General features: G+C 60.1%; 21 protein-coding genes. 11 read left to right on the top strand and 10 right to left on the bottom strand.

The features are described from left to right. Window positions 1-89: 89 nt before the first annotated feature. Together ACYZTU_RS01445 and ACYZTU_RS01440 are read right to left on the bottom strand one after the other, a co-directional pair. Entirely contained in the window at window positions 90-857 is a 768-nt protein-coding gene (locus ACYZTU_RS01445; protein WP_449644437.1) for a TerC family protein, read from the bottom strand. Between the two features lie 85 nt (window positions 858-942). Next, on the bottom strand, window positions 943-2,250 hold the full coding sequence (locus tag ACYZTU_RS01440) for a CitMHS family transporter (RefSeq protein ID WP_282379672.1): 1,308 nt from the start codon (window positions 2,248-2,250) through the stop codon (window positions 943-945). A 319-nt stretch (window positions 2,251-2,569) separates the two neighbouring features. Here ACYZTU_RS01440 and ACYZTU_RS01435 point away from each other — a divergent pair, with 319 nt between their 5' ends. After that, window positions 2,570-2,971 carry a GFA family protein gene (locus tag ACYZTU_RS01435; RefSeq protein WP_461967510.1) on the top strand — a complete coding sequence of 134 codons (402 nt, stop codon included), beginning with the start codon at window positions 2,570-2,572 and terminating at the stop codon, window positions 2,969-2,971. A 5-nt stretch (window positions 2,972-2,976) separates the two neighbouring features. Here the strand turns inward: ACYZTU_RS01435 and ACYZTU_RS01430 are convergent, their stop codons facing one another. Further along, on the bottom strand, window positions 2,977-3,303 hold the full coding sequence (locus ACYZTU_RS01430; RefSeq protein ID WP_461967509.1) for a DOPA 4,5-dioxygenase family protein: 327 nt from the start codon (window positions 3,301-3,303) through the stop codon (window positions 2,977-2,979). An 82-nt stretch (window positions 3,304-3,385) separates the two neighbouring features. Between ACYZTU_RS01430 and ACYZTU_RS01425 the strand changes: the two genes are divergently transcribed. After that, window positions 3,386-4,057, top strand: coding sequence for an NAD(P)-dependent oxidoreductase (locus ACYZTU_RS01425; protein ID WP_461967507.1), 672 nt, complete (start codon window positions 3,386-3,388; stop codon window positions 4,055-4,057). Here ACYZTU_RS01425 and ACYZTU_RS01420 read toward each other — a convergent pair. Continuing rightward, on the bottom strand, window positions 4,044-4,994 hold the full coding sequence (locus tag ACYZTU_RS01420; protein ID WP_461967505.1) for a choline sulfate utilization transcriptional regulator: 951 nt from the start codon (window positions 4,992-4,994) through the stop codon (window positions 4,044-4,046). The genes ACYZTU_RS01425 and ACYZTU_RS01420 overlap by 14 nt on opposite strands. 114 nt (window positions 4,995-5,108) lie before the next feature. Between ACYZTU_RS01420 and betC the strand changes: the two genes are divergently transcribed. The 3 genes from betC (at window position 5,109) to ACYZTU_RS01405 (ending at window position 9,217) form a co-directional block, all read left to right on the top strand. Further along, complete coding sequence (gene betC, locus ACYZTU_RS01415) at window positions 5,109-6,623, top strand: choline-sulfatase (protein ID WP_461967504.1); 1,515 nt, start codon at window positions 5,109-5,111, stop codon at window positions 6,621-6,623. A 16-nt stretch (window positions 6,624-6,639) separates the two neighbouring features. Continuing rightward, entirely contained in the window at window positions 6,640-7,560 is a 921-nt protein-coding gene (gene choX, locus ACYZTU_RS01410; protein ID WP_461967502.1) for a choline ABC transporter substrate-binding protein, read from the top strand. Between the two features lie 88 nt (window positions 7,561-7,648). Further along, entirely contained in the window at window positions 7,649-9,217 is a 1,569-nt protein-coding gene (locus ACYZTU_RS01405) for a SulP family inorganic anion transporter (protein ID WP_461967500.1), read from the top strand. Here the strand turns inward: ACYZTU_RS01405 and aroE are convergent. Both aroE and hemF read right to left on the bottom strand, forming a co-directional pair. Further along, a complete protein-coding gene (gene aroE / locus ACYZTU_RS01400) occupies window positions 9,214-10,035 on the bottom strand; it encodes a shikimate dehydrogenase (protein WP_461967498.1) in 822 nt (273 codons plus the stop codon). The two genes, ACYZTU_RS01405 and aroE, sit on opposite strands and share 4 nt — an antisense overlap. 13 nt (window positions 10,036-10,048) lie before the next feature. Continuing rightward, window positions 10,049-10,963: an oxygen-dependent coproporphyrinogen oxidase gene (gene hemF / locus ACYZTU_RS01395; RefSeq protein WP_461967496.1), complete on the bottom strand. Its 915-nt coding sequence runs from the start codon at window positions 10,961-10,963 to the stop codon at window positions 10,049-10,051. Between the two features lie 171 nt (window positions 10,964-11,134). Between hemF and ACYZTU_RS01390 the strand changes: the two genes are divergently transcribed. After that, window positions 11,135-12,112 (top strand): NADPH:quinone reductase, encoded by a 978-nt coding sequence (locus tag ACYZTU_RS01390; RefSeq protein ID WP_461967494.1) that lies wholly within the window; start codon window positions 11,135-11,137, stop codon window positions 12,110-12,112. A gap of 98 nt (window positions 12,113-12,210) precedes the next feature. On the opposite strand, the gene ACYZTU_RS01385 is transcribed toward ACYZTU_RS01390, so the two are convergent. From ACYZTU_RS01385 to ACYZTU_RS01375, 3 genes are all read right to left on the bottom strand, one after another. Further along, the gene (locus tag ACYZTU_RS01385) at window positions 12,211-12,768 is read right to left on the bottom strand and encodes an L-threonylcarbamoyladenylate synthase (RefSeq protein ID WP_461967492.1); all 558 of its coding nucleotides are present in this window, start codon (window positions 12,766-12,768) and stop codon (window positions 12,211-12,213) included. 56 nt (window positions 12,769-12,824) lie between these two features. After that, a complete protein-coding gene (gene dprA, locus ACYZTU_RS01380; RefSeq protein ID WP_461967490.1) occupies window positions 12,825-13,931 on the bottom strand; it encodes a DNA-processing protein DprA in 1,107 nt (368 codons plus the stop codon). 80 nt (window positions 13,932-14,011) lie between these two features. After that, on the bottom strand, window positions 14,012-15,037 hold the full coding sequence (locus tag ACYZTU_RS01375; protein ID WP_461967488.1) for a LysM peptidoglycan-binding domain-containing protein: 1,026 nt from the start codon (window positions 15,035-15,037) through the stop codon (window positions 14,012-14,014). A 170-nt stretch (window positions 15,038-15,207) separates the two neighbouring features. Here ACYZTU_RS01375 and def point away from each other — a divergent pair, with 170 nt between their 5' ends. Genes def through ACYZTU_RS01350 form a run of 5 tightly spaced genes read left to right on the top strand, consistent with a single transcriptional unit; the run spans window position 15,208 to window position 19,802 of the window. Next, window positions 15,208-15,714, top strand: a complete 507-nt coding sequence (gene def, locus ACYZTU_RS01370) for a peptide deformylase (protein WP_027926190.1) — start codon at window positions 15,208-15,210, stop codon at window positions 15,712-15,714. Window positions 15,715-15,771: 57 nt separating this feature from the next. Further along, window positions 15,772-16,731 carry a methionyl-tRNA formyltransferase gene (gene fmt, locus ACYZTU_RS01365; protein ID WP_461967486.1) on the top strand — a complete coding sequence of 320 codons (960 nt, stop codon included), beginning with the start codon at window positions 15,772-15,774 and terminating at the stop codon, window positions 16,729-16,731. Continuing rightward, window positions 16,728-18,038 carry a 16S rRNA (cytosine(967)-C(5))-methyltransferase RsmB gene (rsmB, locus tag ACYZTU_RS01360; protein WP_461967484.1) on the top strand — a complete coding sequence of 437 codons (1,311 nt, stop codon included), beginning with the start codon at window positions 16,728-16,730 and terminating at the stop codon, window positions 18,036-18,038. The genes fmt and rsmB overlap by 4 nt, the downstream gene beginning before the upstream one ends. A gap of 22 nt (window positions 18,039-18,060) precedes the next feature. Further along, window positions 18,061-19,434, top strand: a complete 1,374-nt coding sequence (gene trkA / locus ACYZTU_RS01355; RefSeq protein ID WP_449644453.1) for a Trk system potassium transporter TrkA — start codon at window positions 18,061-18,063, stop codon at window positions 19,432-19,434. A 53-nt stretch (window positions 19,435-19,487) separates the two neighbouring features. Continuing rightward, a complete protein-coding gene (locus ACYZTU_RS01350) occupies window positions 19,488-19,802 on the top strand; it encodes a tetratricopeptide repeat protein (RefSeq protein WP_449644454.1) in 315 nt (104 codons plus the stop codon). On the opposite strand, the gene ACYZTU_RS01345 is transcribed toward ACYZTU_RS01350, so the two are convergent. Next, complete coding sequence (locus ACYZTU_RS01345; protein WP_449644455.1) at window positions 19,803-20,042, bottom strand: PilZ domain-containing protein; 240 nt, start codon at window positions 20,040-20,042, stop codon at window positions 19,803-19,805. Between the last annotated feature and the right edge of the window lie 69 nt (window positions 20,043-20,111).

Below are 20,111 nucleotides of genomic sequence, written 5' to 3'. Positions count from 1 at the left end.
TGATGCTGACTGACAGGCCGCTTTCGCGAGCAGGCTCGCTCCCACAGGTTTTGTGCACTGGCTGACACCAGCCAGTGCACAGGTTCGGGTTACTGACCCGGAACATCCTTGCGCAGTTTCACTGGGTCCTGCTGCTTCTTCTTTTTCATCATTGCGGTGCGCATCTTGATGTTGATCGCTTCCACTGCCAGCGAGAACGCCATGGCGAAGTACACGTAGCCTTTTGGCAAATGCACTTCGAAGGACTCGGCAATCAACACGGTACCGACCAGCAACAGGAACGACAGCGCCAGCATTTTCAGCGACGGGTGCTTGTCGATGAATTCGCTGATGGTGCCAGCCGCCAGCATCATCACCAGTACGGCGACGATGATCGCAGCGACCATGACCGGCACATGGGAAACCATACCCACGGCGGTGATCACCGAGTCCAGGGAGAACACGATGTCGATAATCGCAATCTGGATGATGGTGTACAGGAAGCTGCCACCCTTGGCGGTCGGTTCCTCGTGGGTCTCATCCTCGCCTTCCAGTGCGTGGTACATCTCTTGCGAGCTCTTCCACAGCAGGAACAGACCACCGAAGAACAGGATCAGGTCTCGCCCGGAAATACCCTGGCCGAACATTACGAACAGGTCGGCGGTGAGGCGCATGACCCAGGTGATCGACAGCAGCAACAGGATCCGCGTGACCATGGCCAGCGCCAGGCCGAAAATCCGGGTGCGCTGCTGCATGTGTTTGGGCATGCGGCTGACCAGGATCGAAATCATGATGATGTTATCGATACCCAGGACGATTTCCAGGGCGGTCAGGGTAAAGAAGGCAACCCAGATTTCAGGGTTGGTCAGCCATTCCATGTGTATTCCTTTGAGCGATTGTTAAACCACGAAGGGCCCGGGCTTCAAACAGCAAAGCCTGGACCCGTCATGGTGAGTCTTGGGCTTATAGAGTGCTGAACAGCGGAAAAATCCCCATCAGCAACGCGGCAACCAGTATGCACATGCACACCAGCACTGCCCATTTCAGGGTGAAGCGCTGATGGTCACCGAAGTCGATACCGGCCAGGGCCACCAACAAGTAGGTCGATGGTACCAGCGGGCTCAACAAGTGGACGGGCTGACCGACGATCGAGGCACGTGCCATTTCAACCGCGGTTATACCGTAATGACTGGCGGCTTCCGCAAGTACCGGTAACACGCCGTAATAAAATGCATCGTTCGACATGAAGAACGTGAACGGCATGCTTACCAGCGCAGTGATCACGGCCAGATACGGGCCGAGAAAATCCGGGATGACCGCCAGCAGGCTTTTCGACATCGCGTCGACCATACCAGTGCCCGTCAGGATACCGGTGAAGATGCCCGCGGCAAAGATCAACCCGACCACCGCCAGCACGCTACCGGCGTGGGCCGCAACGCGGTCCTTCTGTTGTTGCAGGCACGGGTAGTTGACGATCATCGCGATACTGAACGCCACCATGAACAGCACCGGCAGCGGCAACAGGCCCGCGATCAGGGTGCACATCAGGCCCAGGGTCAGGGCGCCGTTGAACCAGATCAACTTCGGACGACGGGCATCCGGGAATTGCGAAACGCTGATTTCACTGTGGTCGATTTCATCGCCCACCAGGTGCAGCTCACCCAGACGCGCACGCTCACGCTTGCCGTAGAAGTAGGCGATCACGAGGATTGCCAGCACCCCGGCAGCCATCGCCGGAATCATCGGTACGAAGATGTCCGACGGGTCCACATGCAGCGCACTGGCCGCACGGGCGGTCGGGCCGCCCCATGGGGTCATGTTCATCACGCCACCGGCGAGGATGATCAGACCAGCCATGATCCGCGGGCTCATGCCGATGCGGCTGTAGAGCGGCAGCATGGCGGCCACGCAAATCATATAAGTGGTCGCGCCGTCACCATCGAGGGAGACGACGAGCGCCAGTACGGCGGTGCCGACCGACACTTTCAGCGGGTCGCCCTTGACCAGTTTGAGGATCTTGCGCACGGCCGGGTCGAACAGGCCGGAGTCGATCATCAAGGCGAAGTACAGAATGGCGAACATCAGCATCACACCGGTCGGCGCGAGCTTGGTGATGCCTTCGAGCATCATCGGGCCAATCTTCGGCGCAAAGCCACCGAACAGCGCGAACAGGATCGGGATGATGATCAGAGCGATCAGCGCGGACAGGCGCTTGGTCATGATCAGGAACATGAACGTGATGACCATGGCAAAGCCAAGGAAAGTCAGCATGGGAATACTCCAGGCATAGCGCGGCTAGGGAATAGGCGAACCGGGTGGGTCAGCGCAGAACGGGAAGCACGAGGCGTATGGGCGGAGTGACAGCGAAGTGGCGGGTAGCAAAGGACATCAGGATCACCATTGTTGTTGTTAAATGGGCTGTGCGAGCGATAAAACACTGGCATTGGCCGACCGGTCTGTTGCCGGTAGTGGGGGCGATCCTAATCGGAGAAGCTTTCACCCAGCTTTCGCGGATGAAAGCATTGACCAGATGTGCAACCGGTCGTCGGGCGGGTTTAAAGTCCCTGAATACGGGGCAGGAGGAAAAAACATGGCCGACATTCATACCGGCGGCTGCCACTGCGGACATCTGCGCTATCAATTCAGCGGGCCTTTGCGCGACATCGCCCACTGTCATTGTTCGATTTGCCGACGGGTCAGTGGCGGCATTGTGACCACCTGGATCACCGTGCCGGCATCAGCCTTTGAATGGACGAAAGGGATACCCGCGCAGTACGACTCTTCGACAACCTGCGTACGGTATTTCTGCGGCAACTGTGGGGCGCAGCTGGCGCTGGTCACGCACCTGAGCCCGGACACTATCGACGTGACCATCGCCACCCTCGATCATCCCGAGCAGGCACCCGCCGAAAGGCATATCTGGACGGACAACCGTCTGCCCTGGCTGCACCTGGACGAACATTTGCCGGGCGAAGCTGAGGAACCGTTGTAAACTGATCAAAAAATAGACAGATCCAGTGGCCGAATGGCGCCCATCCAGATGGCATGCTCGGTGTGGTCGAGCAGATCGTCGCCGGTGTCCGGGTGCAGGAACACCACCAGACCCTTGCGGTTGAGCGCAAGCCAGGGCAGCACATCGCCGATGTATTGCGGCTCGAAAGCCAACTGGCAGCTCCAGTCAGGGTGCGGGCCCACCGGGCGTTCATGAACGCGGCCCATCTTCACTGGAAACAATTGCGCCGCCTGCTCACACAAGGCTCGCGCCTGAGGAAGGGTGCTGGCGTCGAAGTAGACATGGGCGTGGTAGCCCTTGATCGGCTGCATTTGAAACCCTCTGAACCGAGTCGAACCGGCGTTGTTTCCCACAGGTCACACGCCATATAGATAGGAAAAACGGAGCACGGCCATGAAAAATGCCGAAACCCCGGTGGTGAAAGTGGTGCTTTATGGTGCCATGAGTAGCCTGGGCAGTGCGCTGATGGCTGAAATGCTGCGGCGCCAACATGAAGTGATCGCGATTCTCGATGATCTGACGGCGCTCGCGCCGCGTCCGGGATTGCGGACCAAGACCGGCGATGTGTTCGACGCCGAGCGGGTCAAGCAGAGTGTCGCCGGTTGTTCGGCGGTGATCTGCCTGCTGGATGCACCAGGGTTGCCGATGAACAGCGAGCACGTGGAAAAATCCATCGTCCCCGGCCCGGTCGAGCAAGTGCTGGCGGTGGATGCTCTGATCGATGGCATGCAGGCCTCGGGGATTGCCCGGTTGTTTCTGGTGGGCGATTTCGAGGCATTGGACGATCCGGAAATAGAAGATCGACTGCAACGCCACGCCGCCGAAGAAATTCGAGAAGCCCTGCAAAGCAGCTCCTTGCACTGGACGCTGGTGAATGCGCCGCGCGGGGTGCCAGGGCTAACCATCGAGCATTTCAGCCATATCAGCAGCAACCTGGAGCCGAGCCTCACCGAACCGCTTGAGCGGTTGAGCCGGGTGGCGGTCGGGATTGCCGATGAGTTGCGGTTGAACCTGCATGTCGGCGAACACGTGACCTTTGTCGCGACCGAGGCTATACCGCGATAGACGGCAGCGGCAGGCCATTCAGCGATTGCGCACTGCTGGCCTGCTCAGCCATCAGCCAGTCCACAAACTGTTGAATCAGTGCGCCACGCCGTTTTCGCTGGGGCAAGACCACGTAATAGCCGAGCCTGGAGACAACCGTTTGCGCAATCGGTCGGCACAACAATCCCTGCGCCAGCAAGTTATCCACAAGGTGTCGCCAGCCAATGGCCACGCCTTGGCCGCCAATCGCCGCTTGAATCAGCAACGTGTAATTGTCGAAGCGCAATTGCCCCGGCGCGGGTGCCGAAGCAATCCCCAACTCACGAAACACGCCGCTCCAGTCGAACCAGTTGCTGCTGTTCTCGCCTCGAAGGTGCAGCAGCGGGAATTCCAGAAGTGACTGGACCGGCAAGGGCAGGGCGCGGTCCTTCAGCAACAGTGGGCTGCACACCGGAAATACTTCTTCGCTGAACAACCAATGGCTTTCACCCTGCTTGAATCGACCATCACCAAACAACACCGCCACATCGATATCGGTGCGCAGCATGTTGAGGCTGCGTTCGCTGGTGACCAGGCTGACGTCCACTTGAGGATTGGCGGCATGAAAGCGGTGCAGGCGCGGCATCAGCCAATAAGCGGCGAAGGCGAAGTCGGTGGCGACCTGCAACACTTCATGTTGGTTTTGTGCGCTGATCGCGCTCAATCCTGCGTCGATATTCTGCAATCCAAGTTGAACCTGCTCAAACAGGATCGTCCCGGCCTCAGTCAGTTCGATGCCGCGATAGATCCGGTCGAAGAGTCGCGTTCCGAGTTGTTCTTCCAACCGTTTGATCTGCTGGCTGATGGCCGGTTGCGTGGTGCCAAGCTCCACCGCAGCAGCGGTGAAGCTGCGCTGACGAGCCGCCGCTTCAAAGGCGCGAAGCAAATCCAGAGACAGATCACCAAGAGCGTCATACATAAGCTGTGCTTATCCTAGTCATTGCCGCGCATGGGCTTTACCGCAAATTGCTTGGGCTACATGCTCGATCGCAGCACTCTCGCATAAATATTCACTATGGAATGCCGCGATCACATGAAGCGCAAGAATATTCTTTTCATCATGGCCGATCAGATGGCCGCGCCAATGTTGCCGTTCTACGGTCCTTCGCCCATCAAACTGCCTAATCTCAGTCGCCTCGCCGCCGAAGGCGTGGTGTTTGACGCCGCTTATTGCAACAGCCCTCTGTGCGCGCCGTCGCGTTTTACCCTGGTCAGCGGTCAATTGCCGAGCAAGATCGGCGCCTACGACAACGCGGCCGATTTCCCCGCCGATGTCCCAACTTATGCCCACTACCTGCGTCGACTCGGCTACCGCACCGCGCTGTCGGGCAAGATGCATTTCTGTGGCCCGGATCAACTGCACGGTTATGAAGAACGCCTGACCAGCGACATCTACCCGGCCGATTACGGCTGGTCTGTGAACTGGGACGAGCCGGACGTGCGTCCAACCTGGTTTCACAACATGTCTTCGGTGCTGCAAGCCGGGCCGTGCGTACGCACCAATCAGCTGGATTTCGACGAAGAGGTGGTGTTCAAGGCCCAACAGTACTTGTTTGATCACATTCGTGAGGAGGGCGATCAGCCGTTCTGCCTGACCGTTTCGATGACTCACCCACACGACCCGTACACCATTCCCAAGGCTTTCTGGGATATGTATGACGACGCCGACATCCCATTGCCTGAGACCCCGGCCCAGTCCGAACTCGATCCACACTCCCAGCGTTTGCTGAAAGTTTACGACCTGTGGGACAAACCGTTGCCTGTGGATAAAATTCGCGATGCGCGCCGTGCATACTTCGGTGCGTGCAGCTATATCGACAGCAACGTCGGCAAACTTCTGCAAACACTCGAGGAAACGGGTCTGATCGACGACACCATCATCGTGTTCTCCGGCGACCATGGCGACATGCTCGGCGAGCGCGGTCTTTGGTACAAAATGCATTGGTACGAAATGGCCGCGCGCGTGCCTCTTTTGATCAGTGCGCCGGGGCAATTCGGCGCTGGCCGGGTCAGCGCGGCGGTCTCCACCGCCGATCTGTTGCCAACCTTCGTGGAACTCGCGGGCGGTTCGCTGGAACCGGGGCTGCCGCTGGATGGCCGCTCACTGGTCTCGCACCTGCAAGGGCAGGGCGGTCATGACGAGGTCTTCGGCGAATACATGGCCGAAGGCACGATCAGCCCGCTGATGATGATTCGCCGTGGCGCTTACAAATTCATCTACAGCGAAGACGACCCTTGCTTACTCTTCGACGTACACAACGACCCGCGCGAACTAGAAGAACTCAGCCAATCGCCACAACATCGGCCGCTTTTCGATGAATTTCTCGCCGAAGCCCGGGCTAAATGGGATATCCCGGCGATCCACCAACAAGTGCTCGCCAGCCAACGGCGCCGACGATTTGTCGCCGACGCATTAACTATCGGAAAGCTGAAGAGCTGGGATCACCAGCCGCTGGTGGACGCCAGTCAGCAGTACATGCGCAACCACATCGACCTCGACGATCTGGAGCGTAAAGCACGTTATCCACAACCCTGCCAAAACCAATAACGTTAAGGGGAATGCCATGCGTAGGTTATCCACAGCAGTAACGATCGGGCTTCTGGCTCTGGGCAGTGCATCGGCGTATGCCGATCAGAGTTGCGAGACGGTAAAAATGGCCGACCCTGGCTGGAGCGATATTGCCGCGACCAACGCCATCACCGGGTTTCTGCTGGACGGCATGGGCTACAAGGCCAAGGTTGACACGCTGGCGGTGCCGATCACCTTTGGCGGCTTGAAAGATGGCCAGGTGGACGTGTTTCTCGGTAACTGGATGCCGGCACAACAGGGTTTCTACGACAAATTCGTGGCCACCGGTGACGTCACACAACTGGCGAAAAACCTCGAGGGCACCGAATTCACGCTCGCCGTCCCGGATTACGTCTGGGACGCGGGTGTGCATAACTTTGCCGACCTGAACAAATACGCCGACAAGTTCGACAAGAAGATCTACGGCATCGGCTCCGGCGCTCCCGCCAACATCTCCTTGCAAGAAATCATCAAGAAGAACGACTTCGACATGGGTCAGTGGAAACTGGTCGAGTCCAGCGAGCAGGCAATGCTGGCGGAAGTGTCTCGCGCGGTGAAAAAGCAGAAGTTCGTGACCTTCCTCGGCTGGACCCCGCACCCGATGAACGTGCAGCTGAAAATGCATTACCTCAAGGGCGGCGAGAAGTATTTCGGCGACACCGGCAGCGTCCACACACTGACCCGCAAAGGTTATGCACAGGCCTGCCCGAACGTCGGCAAGCTGCTCACCAACCTGCGTTTCACCCAGGAGATGGAGAACAGCATCATGTCCGACGTGGTGAACAAGAAGGTCAGCAATGCTGACGCGGCAAAGGCGTGGATCAAGGCTAATCCGGCGGTGCTGGATAAGTGGCTGGATGGGGTGAAGACAGTGGATGGGAAGGACGCGTTGCCGGTGGTGAAAGCCAAACTCTAATTCTCTCCGCCGATCGTTCCCACGCTCTGCGTGGGAACGATCGGTGCCTGTCCTGCTACCCTTGCGCAAAACCCACCCGAGAGGACCCATGGCCTTCCCAAGCCGCCATTCGCTCTTCCCCTTCCTCAGTTGGTTGCCCCGGCAAACCCGCGCCAGCGTCGGTCGTGATCTGATCGTCGGTCTCAGCGGTGCCATTCTCGCGCTGCCGCAATCCATTGCCTACGCGCTGATCGCCGGTCTCCCACCGGAATACGGTCTGTACGCCGCCATCATCCCGGTGCTGATCGCGTGTCTCTGGGGTTCTTCGTGGCACTTGATCTGCGGTCCTACGGCGGCGATCTCTATCGTCTTGTACGCCAGCGTCAGTCCTCTAGCCGTTCCTGCGTCAGAGGACTACGTCACCCTGATCCTGTTGCTGACGCTTCTCGCCGGTATTTTCCAGTGGCTGCTCGGTTTTCTGCGCTTCGGCGCCCTGGTGAATTTCGTTTCACACTCGGTGGTCCTGGGTTTCACTCTCGGCGCGGCGGTGGTGATTGCCATCGGCCAACTGCCGAATCTGCTGGGGCTGGACGTGCCCAACCAGGCAACAGCGCTGAACAGCTTGATGATGCTGTTCAGTCACCTCGGCGAAGTGGATAAACCTTCGCTAATGCTGGGGTTGGCGACAGTCGTGGTGGGCGTGGTGTTGAAACTGCTCTTGCCACGCTGGCCGACGCTATTGATGACCCTGGCGCTGAGCGGATTGCTGGTCTGGCTCTGGCCATCGATGTTCGGCCATGTGAAGTTAGTCAGCGCATTTGTCGGGCGGATGCCGCCCTTCAGCCCGCTGCCGCTGGATCTGGACTTGATTCTGCGCTTGCTACCCAGCGCGGTGGCGGTGGGCATGCTCGGGCTGGTCACCAGTCTGTCGATTGCCCGTTCCTTGTCGGCCCGCTCACAGCAGTTGCTCGACGCCAATCAGGAAGTCCGCGCCCAGGGTTTATCGAACATGGTCGGTGCGTTTTTTTCCGGGTCGCTGTCAGCCGGTTCCTTCACCCGCTCAGGCCTGAGTTACGAAGCAGGTGCCTGCTCGCCGATGGCCGGCGTGTTCTCAGCGTTATGGGTCGCACTGTTCGCCCTCTTCGGCGCGGCGTTGATCGCGCACATTCCAATCCCGGCCATGGCCGGCAGCATTCTGTTGATCGCCTGGGGGCTGGTGGATCATCGCGGCATTCGCGCGTTGCTGCGGGTCAGCCGCGCCGAGTTCCTGGTCATGGCGCTGACCTGTGTCGCCACGCTGTTGCTGGAGTTGCAGACGGCAATTTACGCCGGCGTGCTGGCCTCGCTGTTCTTCTACCTCAAGCGCACCTCGCAACCGCGGGTCCAACATTGGCGCGATGGGGATGAAGACATTCTGCGGGTCGGCGGCTCGATCTTTTTCGGCGCCAGCCATTACCTGCAAGTACGCCTGCAACGGATGCACGGCGCGCGCGTGGTGATCGAGGCGCAACAGATCAACTTCATCGACTATTCAGGTGTGGAAATGCTGCACCAGGAAGCGCGGCGGCTGCTGAAACAGGATCGCAGCCTGACATTGCGGCAGGCGCGGCCGCAGGTGGTGGAAGAATTGCGGAAGCTGGAAGGGGCGGAGAAATGCCCGATCCGGTTTGAGGATTAAAGCGCCAACTGCCGACGAAGCTCGGCCAGCGCTGGCGCGGTGTCCGGGCGCACGCCGCGCCATAGGAAGAAGGCTTCTGCGGCTTGTTCAGCGAGCATCCCCAAGCCATCCATCGACACCGCTGCGCCATGTTCACTGGCCCAACGGCAGAACGAGGTCGGCTCCTTGCCGTACATCATGTCGTAGCACACCGTTTTGCCCGGCTCGATCAAACTGCTGGCAATCGGCGGTACTTCACCTGACAGACTGGCGGACGTCGCGTTGATGATCAGGTCCACCGACTCCTTCAACCAATCGAAACTACTGGCCGACACCGGCCCCAGGTCCGCGAACAATTCCGCCAGCAGCTCGGCTTTTTCTAACGTGCGGTTGGCGATGATCACCGAGGCGGGTTGCTCGGCCAGCAACGGCTCCAGCGCACCGCGCACCGCGCCTCCGGCACCGAGCACCAGGATGCGTTTGCCCTTGAGGCTGAAACCGGCGTTGACCGTCAGGTCCCGCACCAGACCGGCGCCATCGGTGTTGTCGCCCAGCAGGCTGCCATCGGCCAGTTTGCTCAGGGTGTTCACCGCACCGGCACGTTGCGCCCGCGCCGTCAGACTGTTCGCCAGACGATAGGCCTCTTCCTTGAACGGCACCGTCACATTCGCCCCGCGCCCTTCGAGGAAAAACGTCCGAGCGCACGTGGAAAAATCGTCGAGGGGCGCCAGCAACGTGCTGTAGTCGAGTTTTTGAGCCGTCTGCTCAGCGAACAGACGGTGGATCAGCGGCGACTTGCTGTGGCCAATCGGGTTACCGAATACGACGTAACGGTCCATCAGAATTCCTCGTTCAGGCCTTGGCCAACCAATCTCGGTCTTGCAGGAAGTATTCGGTCAGGCGTGCCTCTTCGCTGCCCGGTTCGACTTTCCAGTCGTAGCCCCAGCGTACTTGCGGCGGCAGGGACATCAAGATCGACTCAGTTCGACCGCCCGATTGCAGACCGAACAGCGTGCCGCGGTCGTAGACCAGATTGAACTCGACGTAGCGCCCACGGCGGAATTCCTGGAATTCACGCTGTTTCTCGGTAAACGCGTCATTTTTGCGGCGCTGCACGATCGGCAGGTAGGCGTCGATGAACGCATCACCGATGGCACGCATGAAGGCGAAGCTGGTGTCGAAATCCCACTCGTTCAAGTCATCGAAAAACAGCCCGCCGATGCCGCGCGGCTCGTGACGATGCTTGATGTGGAAGTAGCTGTCGCACCAGGCCTTGTAGCGCGGGTAAACATCTGCACCGAACGGCGCGCAGGCCTGCTCGGCGACGCGGTGCCAGTGCACACAATCTTCGTCGTTGCCGTAATAAGGCGTCAGGTCAAAGCCGCCGCCGAACCACCAGACCGGTTCTTCGCCTTCTTTTTCAGCGATGAAAAAGCGCACGTTGGCGTGGGACGTCGGCACATACGGGTTGTGCGGGTGAATCACTAGCGACACACCCAAGGCTTCGAAGCCACGGCCGGCCAGTTCTGGTCGGTGGGCGCTGGCGGACGGTGGGAGACCACTGCCGAAGACGTGGGAAAAGTTGACGCCGCCCTTTTCGATGACCGCACCGTTTTCGATCACCCGGGTGCGACCGCCACCGCCGGCAGGCCGGGTCCAGGTGTCTTCGACGAAGCGCGTGCCGCCGTCTTCAGCTTCGAGGGCCGCGCAAATGCGGTCTTGCAGGTCGAGCAGGTAGGCTTTTACGGCCTCGGTGCGGGTCGTCATGTCATCACCTTGAATCGGGCAAAGCTACGCGGCGCTTAACGGCCGGCGGCAAATTGCTGCGTAGGATAACACTGCACCTTGCCCCGTCGCAGTTGACGAAGATCAAGCTTGGGAGTTCGATAGGGCGCTTCGCGCTACAACTCTAGTAGCTAAGACCCAAGGAGTAGGCAGATGGCTAAGCGTATCCAGTTCCGCGCCCATGGCGGCCCGGAAGTGCTCGAGTATGTCGATTACCAACCCGCCGAGCCCGGCCCGCAGCAGGTTCGCGTGACTAACAAGGCCATCGGCCTGAATTTCATCGATACCTATTACCGCAGTGGCCTCTATGCGCCGCCAGCCTTGCCGTCGGGCGTGGGCGCGGAAGGTGCGGGCGTGGTCGAGGCGGTGGGCAGTGAAGTCACCCGCTTCAAGGTCGGTGATCGCGTAGCTTACGGCAGCGGTCCGTTGGGCGCCTACAGCGACGTTCACGTCTTGCCGGAGGCCAATCTGGTGCACCTGCCGGACGCGATCAGCTTCGAACAGGCCGCCGGGGTGATGCTCAAGGGCCTGACCGTGCAGTACCTGCTGCGTCAGACGTATGAACTCAAGGGTGGCGAAACCATCCTGTTCCACGCCGCGGCCGGTGGTGTCGGCTCGCTGGCCTGCCAATGGGCGAAGTCCTTGGGTGTGAAGTTGATCGGCACGGTCAGCTCGCCGGAGAAAGCCGCTTTGGCCAAAGCCAATGGCGCTTGGGCAACCATCGACTACAGCCATGAAAATGTCGCACAACGCGTACTGGAATTGACTGACGGCAAAAAAGTCCCGGTGGTGTACGACGGCGTCGGCAAGGACACCTGGCTGACCTCGCTCGATAGCACGGCGCCTCGCGGTCTGGTGGTGAGCTTCGGCAATGCGTCCGGTGCGGTAGACGGGGTGAATCTGGGGATTCTCTCGGCGAAGGGTTCGCTGTACGTGACCCGCCCGACTTTGGCGACCTACGCCAACAACGCTGAAAACCTGCAACGTATGGCGGATGAACTGTTCGAGATGATCATCAGCGGGAAGCTGAAGGTGGACATCAGCCAGAAGTATCCATTGGCTGAAGCGGCGAAGGCGCAGAACGAATTGTCGGCGCGGCGTACGACTGGCTCGACAGTGTTGTTGCCCTGACGGACGCTTTCGCGAGCAGGCTCGCTCCCACATTGGTTATGTGTCGATCACAAATCCCCTGTGGGAGCGAGCCTGCTCGCGAAGGGCTCGCCTCGGTATTAATCCGGGCGCACAACGTGGCCGGTGGCCAAATCACGAATCACACTCGGGTTCCTGCGTCCCCCGAGGTTACCGCCCAGCACCAAATCAACCTGCCCACGGAAATACTGCTCCACACGAATCCGGGTCCGCGCCGCCGGCCGGCCCTGTGGATTGGCCGAGGTCGACACCAGCGGCCCCACCAACGCGCACAAATCCCGTACTTGCAGATGATCGCTGACCCGCAATGCCACCGTTTCATGCACACCGGTAATCCACTGGGGCAACAGATTCTGATGCGGCACCAGCCAGGTATTCGGCCCCGGCCAGGTGCTGGCCATGCGATCCATCCACAGTTCAGGGAAGTCTTCGAAGAGGAAGTCGAACTGACGAATGTTGTCGGCAACGAGAATCAGGCCTTTATCCACAGACCGTCCCTTGAGCATCAGTAGACGATCCACCGCTTCTTCGTCCCACGGGTCGCAACCCAGGCCCCAGACAGCTTCGGTTGGGTAGGCAATCACCGCCCCTGCGCGAATTGCTCGTGCGGCTTGTTGCACACGCCAACTGTTGACCATGAAAAAAACTCTCCAGAATAAGGCTCTGCGCAGTTTACCGATCTTCCTTATAAAACCTAGCTCACCCGCGCAAACCAGCGCCCGTTTTCGCAGACCGCACGGCCGTCCATTTCCAGCTCCGTCAGCGCTGCCAGCACTTTGGGCAAGGCCCAGCCGCTGCTGACGGACAGTGCTTCACTGGTATGGGGCGCCGCGTGAAGCAGCCTAAGCAAGGGATGAGTCGCCGCCGCCGAGGGCATCTCTGTGGATAACGGCAACCGTTGCCAGCCACGCAAGGCTTCGAGGATATGCTCGATGGTTTCCACCAGCACCGCGCCGTCGCGAATCAGCTGATGACACCCCTTGGCACCAGGGTGGTGGATCGACCCCGGAATCGCATACACCTCACGCCCTTGTTCCGCCGCCAGCCTCGCGGTGATCAACGAACCGCTGGCGACACTCGCCTCGACCACCAGCACGCCGAGGGATAAACCGCTGATAATTCGATTGCGCCGGGGGAAGTTGCTGGCGCTGGGACCGGCGTCCAGCGGGAACTCCGAAATCACCGCGCTGCCCGAGTCGATCATGGCGTCCGCCAGGCGTCGATTGCGCTGTGGATAAAACTTTTCAAGTCCCGTGCCAAGTACACCGACCGTTCGCCCGCCCACGTCCAAAGCGGCTTGATGCGCGGCGGCATCAATGCCCAGCGCCAAACCGCTGGTAATGACAAAACCGGCGCCCGCCAAACTGCGGGAAAAGGCAGCGGCAGTATCCATGCCCGGCCGCGAAGCGCGACGACTACCGACCATCGCCAGCTGCGGTTTTTCCAGAATGCCCGGATCGCCCGCAACGAATAACAGTGGCGGCGCATCACTGATTTCCGCCAGCAGCGCCGGATAGTCAGGTTGGTCCCACATCAGTAAATGCTGGCCCGGGCGCTCTAACCAGGCCAATGCGTGACCCGCACCATCACGGATTTCCGTGGAGCGTCTGGCCTCCGCGCAAGCGAGGGGCAGACCCAGCGAACGCCAGGCACTGGCGGGCGCGCTGATAGCCTTGGAGGCCGAGCCGAACGCCTCAAGCAATTTCTTGAACCGCGCAGGGCCGAGCTCCGGTAGTCGATGCAAACGTAAACGAGCTTCCAGTTCCGCAGGGGAAACCGGTGCAAAATCAGGCAGTGACATGGATCATCCTTGATCGTTAAGAGCCCCGTTCAAACGGGAATAAGCTGTGGATAACTCTGTTGGTAACTTGTGGAGCCTGCTTACGGATTTCGCACCTTGTCCAGGACCGCCAGGGAGCGTGATGCGTTGAGCACCAGCCCGTAGCTGAGCTTGTCGTAGGTGCGGAAAACCATCAGCAAACCGGCGCGCTCATCCGGGATTTTCAGTGGCTGACCGGTGATTCGGTCACGCACGGTCTCGCCGGTTTTCATCACCTCCAGCACATTGCCTTCGGCGAGACCATCGCGCCGCCCCCTGTTTAGCGTGACCACATCCAGTGCGCCAATCTGAGTGACACCGCGCGGCACGTCGATGATTAACCCGTTGATCTCGGTTGTTGGCGCACTGGGCATAAAGGTCGAGTTGATCGATCGCTCTTCACCGCTGAACAAGCGGTCGCCGAGGCGGACCTCTTGAGTAGTGCGTTGCAGCGCGAGGGTGGCGATGTCGCCTTCGGTGGCCACGATCTCGCCACTGCCGATGTCGTCGGCATTGATCCCCAAAAACTCTTTACTGTCAGGGTCGGTGTAGATCTTGCCCTGACGGAAGATGCCGTAAACCGGCTGGGCCGGGTCGAAATGGCCGCGAGCGAAGATTCGGTCACCGGTGCCACTGAGCACGCGCTCGGCATCGCCGGCGACGATATAAGGCGCCTTGTCGAAGTCCTCGACCGTGTCGACGATGCGGTTGCTCAGCAAAAAGCTGTTGATCGATTGCAGCGGAATGCTCGGGATCGCATCGGCAACCGGGCTGCTGCGGATGCGTGGCGAAAGCTTGATGGTGCCCCGAGAAGCGCCGCGGTTGAGGGTCAGCCGCGGCTGGCCATTGACGTAGACCAGCGAAAGCGAGTCGCCGGGGTAAATGAGATTGGGGTTTTCGATCTGTGGATTGGCCTGCCAGAGCTCCGGCCATTTCCACGGCTCACGAAGGAATTTCCCCGATATGTCCCAGAGTGTGTCACCCGATACCACGGTGTATTGCTGTGGAAAACCTTCCTTGAGTTGCACTTGCCCGTGCGCCAAACCGGCCGAGGCCAGAAGGAGCAAGGCGAGTAGTGATTTCCTCATGCGGTGAATCCCTTTATTATGTGCGTTCGCGTGAAACGCCAGAGCCCTCGTGGCTCGCTCCCGGCTTGCTACTGCAAAGAAGGGAGCTACGTTTTACAACGGTAGCCTGCATCTTCGGACCCGCCAGGCCATCGACCCGACATTACCTCACACGTGCAGCAATTGAGCTTATGGCCATTTTAGACATCCTCGAATTCCCCGACTCGCGCCTGCGTACTATCGCCAAACCTGTGGCCGTAGTGGACGACGAAGTGCGTCAGTTGGTCGATGACATGTTTGAAACAATGTATGAAGCGCCAGGCATCGGTCTCGCCGCGACCCAGGTCAACGTGCACAAACGTATCGTCGTGATGGACCTCTCCGAAGACCGCAGCGAACCACGGGTGTTCATCAACCCTGAGTTCGAAACCCTGACCGACGAGATGGAGCAATATCAGGAAGGCTGCCTCTCGGTGCCGGGCTTCTACGAAAACGTGGATCGCCCACAGAAGGTCAAAATCAAGGCCCTGGACCGCGACGGCCAGCCTTACGAACTGATCGCCGAAGGCCTGCTCGCGGTGTGCATCCAGCATGAATGCGACCACCTGAACGGCAAATTGTTCGTTGACTACCTGTCCAGTCTCAAACGCGACCGAATCAAGAAGAAACTGGAAAAGCTCCATCGCCAGAACGCTTGATGCCCTCCTTTCAAAGGCTTGCTGCGGCAAGCCTTTTTCTTTTCAGAGATTGCTTCCATGACTGAGCCACTGCGCATCGTCTTTGCCGGCACCCCGGAATTCGCCGCCGATCACCTCAAGGCCCTGCTCGACAGCCCTTATGAGATCGTCGCGGTCTACACCCAACCGGACCGTCCGGCGGGTCGCGGGCAAAAGTTGATGCCAAGCCCGGTCAAGCAACTGGCGTTGGAAAACTCCATTGCGGTGCTGCAACCGCCGACGCTGCGCAACGAAGACGCTCAGGCTGAACTGGCCGCGCTCAAGCCGGACTTGCTGGTGGTGGTCGCCTACGGCCTGATCCTGCCGCAAGTGGTGCTGGATATTCCGCGCCTGGGCTGCATCAACAGCCACGCGTCGTTGCTGCCACGCTGGCGCGGTGCGGCGCCGATCCAACGCGCCGTGGAAGCGGGCGACAGCGAAAGCGGGGTGACCGTGATGCGCATGGAACTGGGCCTCGATACCGGGCCGATGCTGCTGAAGGTCACCACGCCGATCACCGCTGACGACACCGGCGGCAGCCTCCACGACCGTCTGGCCGAAATGGGCCCACCGGCCGTGATTCAGGCGATTGCCGGCCTCGCTGCGGGCACTCTGGAAGGTGACGTGCAGGACGACAGTCTCGCCACCTACGCGCACAAATTGAACAAGGATGAAGCGCGCATCGACTGGAGTCGCCCGGCGGTTGAGCTGGAACGCCTCGTTCGTGCCTTCAATCCTTGGCCGATCTGCCACAGCACGCTGAACGGCGAAGCATTGAAAGTGCTGGCCGCCAACCTGGCTGAAGGGCAGGGCGCACCGGGTGAAATCCTCAGTGCCACCAAGGACGGTTTGATCATCGCCTGCGGTGAGCAGGCACTGTGTCTGACCCGTCTGCAATTGCCGGGCGGCAAAGCGCTGAACTTCAGCGACTTGTTCAACAGCCGTCGTGAGAAATTCGCTGTTGGCACCGTTCTCGGTCAAGCGGTGGACGCTCAATGAATCCACGTCTGGCCGCCGCCAAGGCACTGGCTGCTGTTCTTAACGGAAAAGCCTCACTCAATAGTTCCCTGCCGACACAGATGGACAAGGTCGAAGACCGCGACCGCGGCTTCACCCAGGACCTGGCGTTTGGCACCGCTCGCTGGCAGCCGCGTTTGTCAGCGCTGGCGGCCAAATTGCTGCAGAAGCCGTTCAAGGCAGCCGACGCCGATGTCGAAGCGCTGTTGCTGGTCGGTCTCTATCAACTGCTCTACACCCGGGTCCCGGCCCACGCCGCCATCGGTGAAACCGTGGGTTGCGCCGACAAGCTGAAAAAGCCTTGGGCCAAGGCTTTGCTCAACGCCGTGCTGCGTCGCGCCCAGCGGGAAAGCGAAGCGCTACTGGCCGAGCTGGAACACGACCCGGTGGTGCGCACCGCCCATCCGCGCTGGCTGCAAAAATCCCTTAAAGCGTTCTGGCCTGAACAGTGGGAAGCCATTTGCGCGGCGAACAACGCGCATCCGCCGATGATTCTGCGGGTCAACCGTCGCCATCACACCCGCGATGCTTATCTCGCGTTGCTGATCGAAGCCGGCATCGCCGCCACGCCGTGCGTTTACAGTCAGGACGGCATCATCCTCGACGCCGCCGCCGACGTGCGCAGCCTGCCGGGTTTCGCCGAAGGCTGGATCAGCGTGCAGGACGAAGCGGCGCAACTGGCCGCCGACCTGCTCGACCTGGCGCCGGGCCAACGGGTGCTGGACGCTTGCTGCGCGCCGGGCGGCAAGACCTGTCACATTCTTGAAGCCGAGCCAGCACTCGCCGGCGTCGTGGCAGTTGACCTGGAAGCCAAACGTCTGGTGCGAGTGCGGGAAAACCTCGCACGTCTGGGCCTGAGCGCCGAACTGATCGCCGCCGACGGCCGCGACACCGCCACCTGGTGGGACGGCAAACCGTTCCAACGTATTCTGCTGGACGCGCCTTGCTCGGCCACCGGCGTGATCCGTCGCCATCCCGACATCAAACTGACCCGCCAACCCGATGACATCGCCGCGCTGGCGGTGCTCCAGGGCGAGCTGCTCGACGCCATGTGGCTAACGCTGGAAGTCGGCGGCATTCTGCTTTATGCAACATGCTCCACGCTGCCGACCGAGAACACTGAAGTCATCGAAGCGTTCCTCGCTCGCACACCGGGCGCCCGTGAACTGGACCTCGCCACTGCGGCCGGCATCAAGCAGCCTCATGGTCGTCAGTTGCTGGTTCAGGAAGGCGGCCACGACGGGTTCTACTACGCCAAGCTGATCAAGATCGCCGCCGCGCGCGGTTAAATGGATTCAATGGAGTGACTGGATGAAAATCATCATCCTCGGTGCGGGGCAAGTCGGCGGTTCGCTGGCAGAACATTTGGCCAGCGAGGCCAACGACATCACGGTGGTCGACACCGACAGCGAACGCCTGCGCGATCTCGGTGATCGGCTGGACATCCGCACCGTGCAAGGCCGCGGCTCATTGCCGACGGTGCTTCGTCAGGCCGGCGCGGACGACGCCGACATGCTGGTGGCGGTGACCAGCAGCGACGAAACCAACATGGTTGCCTGCCAGGTCGCCCACACCCTGTTTCACACCCCGACCAAGATCGCCCGGGTTCGCGAAGCCGCGTACCTGACTCGCTCCGAGCTGTTCGACAACGAAGCGATTCCGGTGGACGTGCTGATCAGCCCGGAGCAAGTGGTCACCAACTACATCAAGCGCCTGATCCAGCATCCGGGCGCCTTGCAGGTAATCGATTTCGCCGAAGGCAAGGCGCAATTGGTGGCGGTCAAGGCGTACTACGGCGGCCCACTGGTGGGTCAGCAACTGCGCCAGTTGCGTGAACACATGCCGAATGTCGAAACCCGCGTGGCGGCGATTTTCCGTCGCGATCGGCCGATCCTGCCTCAGGGCGATACGGTCATCGAGGCGGACGACGAAGTCTTTTTCATCGCGGCGAAGGCAAATATTCGCGCGGTGATGAGCGAAATGCGCCGCCTCGATGAGAGCTACAAGCGCATCGTTATCGCCGGTGGCGGACAGATCGGTGAGCGTCTGGCCGAGGCCATCGAAAGTCGTTACCAAGTGAAGATCATCGAGATGAACCCGGCGCGCTGCCGTCATCTCTCGGACACCCTCGACAGCACCGTGGTGTTGCAGGGCAGCGCTTCGGATCGGGACTTGCTGATGGAGGAGAACATCGCCGACGCTGACCTTTTCCTGGCCCTGACCAACGACGACGAAGCCAACATCATGTCCTCGCTGCTGGCCAAGCGCCTGGGTGCGAAGAAGGTGATGACCATCATCAACAACCCGGCCTACGTCGACCTGATCCAGGGCGGCGACATCGACATCGCCATCAGCCCGCAATTGGCGACCATCGGCACCTTGCTGGCCCACGTGCGCCGTGGCGATATCGTCAGCGTGCACTCATTGCGCCGGGGCGCTGCGGAAGCCATCGAGGCGATTGCCCACGGTGATGAGAAGTCGAGTAAGGTCATCGGCAAGGCCATTGAGAACATTGGTTTGCCGCCGGGCACCACCATTGGTGCAATCATCCGCGCCGAAGAAGTGATCATTGCCCACGACGACACGGTAATCGCGGCGGGTGACCATGTGATTCTGTTCCTTGTGGATAAGAAGCATATTCGGGATGTGGAAAAGCTGTTCCATGTGGGGCTCAGTTTCTTCTAACTGATCGTTCCCACTCTGCGTGGGAAAGATCGCTGTCGAAAGAGGGGCAAAAAATGATCGAATCCCTGGAAAAAATGCTCGCCAAGGGTGTGGATAACTCATTGTTGCGCTTCGGCCTCGGCAAGGGCTATCTGGATCTTGGGGAAAACGCCAAGGCCGCTGAGCATTTCCAGCGCTGCGTCGAATTTGATCCGAAGTATTCGGCAGCCTGGAAGTTATTGGGCAAGGCCCATCTGGGGCTGGCGGATTTTGCGGCCGCGCGTCAGGCCTGGGAACAGGGCCTGGAAGCCGCTCGCGCCCATGGCGACAAGCAGGCAGAAAAGGAAATGACGGTGTTTCTGAAGAAGCTCGAGCGTCAGGCTCACTGATCAGAGGTATCGCAGGCCAATGCCCTCGGCATCCACCAGCACCACTTCCATTCGCACGCGCGGCGCGCCTGTGGGTAAGCCCTGCACTTGACCGTAAACCACCGCGCCCTTGGGTAACGTCGCCAAAGTTGGATGCTTGACGTAGACGCCTGCGGCCGAAAGGTTACGCGTCTGGCCCAAGCATTCGCCGAAGCTTTCGTGACTGATCTTGATACGAAACGATTTGCGGTGTTCGGACATCTTCTGCGCCCTTTATTGAACGGTTGTGGATAACCCTGCACCCAAAGTTATCCTCAGATCATGCCAATC

It is taken from the genome of Pseudomonas sp. HLT2-19-2 (assembly GCF_054898005.1).
The sequence above is the reverse complement of the archived record's forward strand: the minus strand, read 5'-3'. Positions and strand labels throughout refer to the sequence as shown.

What these genes read in the sequence shown, in the direction of transcription:
- dprA (WP_461967490.1), bottom strand. Translation starts at nt 13,931, where the DNA reads ATGTCACTGCCTGATTTTGCACCGGTTTCCCCTGCGGAACTGGAAGCT.
- ACYZTU_RS01390 (WP_461967494.1), top strand. Translation starts at nt 11,135, where the DNA reads ATGGCTAAGCGTATCCAGTTCCGCGCCCATGGCGGCCCGGAAGTGCTC.
- ACYZTU_RS01350 (WP_449644454.1), top strand. Translation starts at nt 19,488, where the DNA reads ATGATCGAATCCCTGGAAAAAATGCTCGCCAAGGGTGTGGATAACTCA.
- rsmB (WP_461967484.1), top strand. Translation starts at nt 16,728, where the DNA reads ATGAATCCACGTCTGGCCGCCGCCAAGGCACTGGCTGCTGTTCTTAAC.
- ACYZTU_RS01385 (WP_461967492.1), bottom strand. Translation starts at nt 12,768, where the DNA reads ATGGTCAACAGTTGGCGTGTGCAACAAGCCGCACGAGCAATTCGCGCA.
- ACYZTU_RS01425 (WP_461967507.1), top strand. Translation starts at nt 3,386, where the DNA reads ATGAAAAATGCCGAAACCCCGGTGGTGAAAGTGGTGCTTTATGGTGCC.
- trkA (WP_449644453.1), top strand. Translation starts at nt 18,061, where the DNA reads ATGAAAATCATCATCCTCGGTGCGGGGCAAGTCGGCGGTTCGCTGGCA.
- choX (WP_461967502.1), top strand. Translation starts at nt 6,640, where the DNA reads ATGCGTAGGTTATCCACAGCAGTAACGATCGGGCTTCTGGCTCTGGGC.
- ACYZTU_RS01435 (WP_461967510.1), top strand. Translation starts at nt 2,570, where the DNA reads ATGGCCGACATTCATACCGGCGGCTGCCACTGCGGACATCTGCGCTAT.
- aroE (WP_461967498.1), bottom strand. Translation starts at nt 10,035, where the DNA reads ATGGACCGTTACGTCGTATTCGGTAACCCGATTGGCCACAGCAAGTCG.
- hemF (WP_461967496.1), bottom strand. Translation starts at nt 10,963, where the DNA reads ATGACGACCCGCACCGAGGCCGTAAAAGCCTACCTGCTCGACCTGCAA.
- fmt (WP_461967486.1), top strand. Translation starts at nt 15,772, where the DNA reads ATGACTGAGCCACTGCGCATCGTCTTTGCCGGCACCCCGGAATTCGCC.
- ACYZTU_RS01430 (WP_461967509.1), bottom strand. Translation starts at nt 3,303, where the DNA reads ATGCAGCCGATCAAGGGCTACCACGCCCATGTCTACTTCGACGCCAGC.
- ACYZTU_RS01420 (WP_461967505.1), bottom strand. Translation starts at nt 4,994, where the DNA reads ATGTATGACGCTCTTGGTGATCTGTCTCTGGATTTGCTTCGCGCCTTT.
- betC (WP_461967504.1), top strand. Translation starts at nt 5,109, where the DNA reads ATGAAGCGCAAGAATATTCTTTTCATCATGGCCGATCAGATGGCCGCG.
- ACYZTU_RS01375 (WP_461967488.1), bottom strand. Translation starts at nt 15,037, where the DNA reads ATGAGGAAATCACTACTCGCCTTGCTCCTTCTGGCCTCGGCCGGTTTG.
- ACYZTU_RS01440 (WP_282379672.1), bottom strand. Translation starts at nt 2,250, where the DNA reads ATGCTGACTTTCCTTGGCTTTGCCATGGTCATCACGTTCATGTTCCTG.
- def (WP_027926190.1), top strand. Translation starts at nt 15,208, where the DNA reads ATGGCCATTTTAGACATCCTCGAATTCCCCGACTCGCGCCTGCGTACT.
- ACYZTU_RS01405 (WP_461967500.1), top strand. Translation starts at nt 7,649, where the DNA reads ATGGCCTTCCCAAGCCGCCATTCGCTCTTCCCCTTCCTCAGTTGGTTG.
- ACYZTU_RS01445 (WP_449644437.1), bottom strand. Translation starts at nt 857, where the DNA reads ATGGAATGGCTGACCAACCCTGAAATCTGGGTTGCCTTCTTTACCCTG.
- ACYZTU_RS01345 (WP_449644455.1), bottom strand. Translation starts at nt 20,042, where the DNA reads ATGTCCGAACACCGCAAATCGTTTCGTATCAAGATCAGTCACGAAAGC.